Here is a 2287-nt window from a genome sequence, read left to right on the forward strand (position 1 = left end):
TATTGAAAAAAATGAAGCACTGGAATAAAATCAACTTACACGACAAGGTGTCCGGATAAAACCGGAATCGCCGTCCGGATGTGCCGGAATATGCAGAAAGCGTTTTAAAAATCCTTAAATCGCTTGTTATCAGTGACGAAGAGCTTTTAAAAGGGTTGATAATAATTAAATCGGCTATAAAAAAAGCTTTATCCAATTAGTATTGTGATGTATAATAAGGAAAATAATTGATCTGTTAGAGAGGAATTTTTGTAATGAATTGCTTAGAAAAAATATCAAAAAATATGTTATTCTATTTTCATTTTTTGCTGCAGTAATCGTTGATTGCCTATGCAATGGTTTAGTTTTAGAGTATTTAAGCTAAATCCAAAAAGTGCAACTAACAATGAACTGTTGTATAGTACATCCTAGCTGATTTAAATTATATTTGCTGTTGCAACAGTCATGCTTCTTAAAAAAGTTAATCAGGAGGACTCTCTAAAGAATGTGGATTCAGTCAAGCTAGACAAAAGTGAGTAAAAATTACATATGCTCTTAGAACGCTATATAATATCCATATTATTCTAAATTTAGGTTTTGGCTTTTAAAATACTACAATTATGGGGGAAGGTGTGTTAATTGTGAAGAAAAATGCAATGGTTATTGTTTTAGGGATTACAATAATGCTATGTGCATCCTGTGCAGAAAGACAGGAGCAAAAGGTAAGCATTTCTAGCAATACAAAAAATAAGATTGAAAATAAAGTAGATGCATTTGGCACGGTCAAAGTAAAGAATATTAAGAATATAAATGTTAATTTTCCAGCAATAGTTGATAAGATATTTGTTGAGGACGGAAGTCGGGTAAAAAAAGGAGATATTATGGTTTCGCTAAACTTATCTGAATTTAGAAAACAAATACGTGACAAGGAATTGGACCTTGACTCTACAAGGATAGAACTTTCAAAAACTCAAACAGATATAAACCGGATTAAAGCCAACATTTCTGAGAAACAGAAAAAATTAAATACCAATACTGACCCAGAAATAAAGAAGCTTGTCAGTGATGTGGAATATGCGGATAATTTCTACAAAAAGGCATGTGAGGAGCTAAAGAAAAAAAATTCACTACTTGATTTAAATATAATATCTCGGAATGATTATAATGAATTTGAAGAATCTGTTATCAGCAAAAAAAGGGCATTAGATGATGCCCAAAAAGCTCTTGAAATTTTAAAACATAATAAACAAACCGAAATAGATGAACTCCAATCCGAACTAAATCTAAAGATGAATCTTGCCGAGGGAGTAGATAGTATTCAATTGATTAAGGAGAAAATATCAGGAATTGAGTCGGATATTTCACTTATGAAGGATAAAATCAGTAAGAGTTACATAAAAGAAAACAATATAGTGTCTGATATGGAGAATGGTATAGTAACTAATATTGGCTATGTGCAGGGTGATTCTGTTGACGTATCAAAGAAGGTGTTAAGTATTATGGATATTGATAGTATCTATATAAGTGCGGATGTGGAAGAGAAATTTATAAAAGATGTGAAAGTGGGTGCAGATGTAAATATTATACCAACCGCTGATAAGTCTAGAAAATATAAGGGAAAGGTTGTTGAAATTTCTGGTAATGCAGTTGAGAAGGATGATGAAACCAGTATAGCTGTTGAAATTGCTATAGAGAATAAAGACAGTTTTCTTGTCCCTAATTTCAATGTAGATATAGAGATTGAAATTGAGTGAATCTATTTGGCATAAGATTTCTATACTTTATCTTTATTGAAATTATTCCAGAGATTCTTAAAACAATAAATAGTGATTTGAAGAAAACAAGTGCTTTTTAATGGAAATCCTAACTTCAAAGGCTGGTAACTGGTGGCATGGAAAAGCCATTCTAGTACAAAGAAATAATGGAGTGCTGGAGCAGATGTGTTCCAAATAAATTGCTAATAAGAGCTGATTTATAAATGAGATGTTTTTTGATGTGCTCCACGTAAAGTTAATGTACTTAAGTTAAGTAGTTAAGAACAGGTTAATGTATCAAAAATGGTGAACGCAATGATAAGTGCGTTCACCATTTTTGTATATAAACATATCAAAAACAGATGACGTTATAAGCCATTTGTCCAAGAACCATACGTGAGTTACCAACTCATACGGCTAAAGCACTTCTTAACCATTTCTGTCGGCAGACAGTAATTTTAATTTATGGGCTTTAGCCTGTTGAGCATAAGGCAAGTTTCTCGGCAGAGAAATGAGCCATGCGAAACAATAAACCACCCGCTATGCGGGTGCGC

Annotated in this window: 1 protein-coding gene; it reads left to right on the top strand. The window is 32.5% G+C overall.

Translation table 11 applies throughout. The features are described from left to right. Positions 1–611: 611 nt before the first annotated feature. Positions 612–1733, top strand: coding sequence for an HlyD family secretion protein (locus tag LY28_RS18795; RefSeq protein WP_165835638.1), 1122 nt, complete (start codon positions 612–614; stop codon positions 1731–1733). Positions 1734–2287 lie beyond the last annotated feature (554 nt).

The organism is Ruminiclostridium sufflavum DSM 19573 (assembly GCF_003208175.1).
Classification (GTDB): domain Bacteria; phylum Bacillota; class Clostridia; order Acetivibrionales; family DSM-1351; genus Ruminiclostridium; species Ruminiclostridium sufflavum.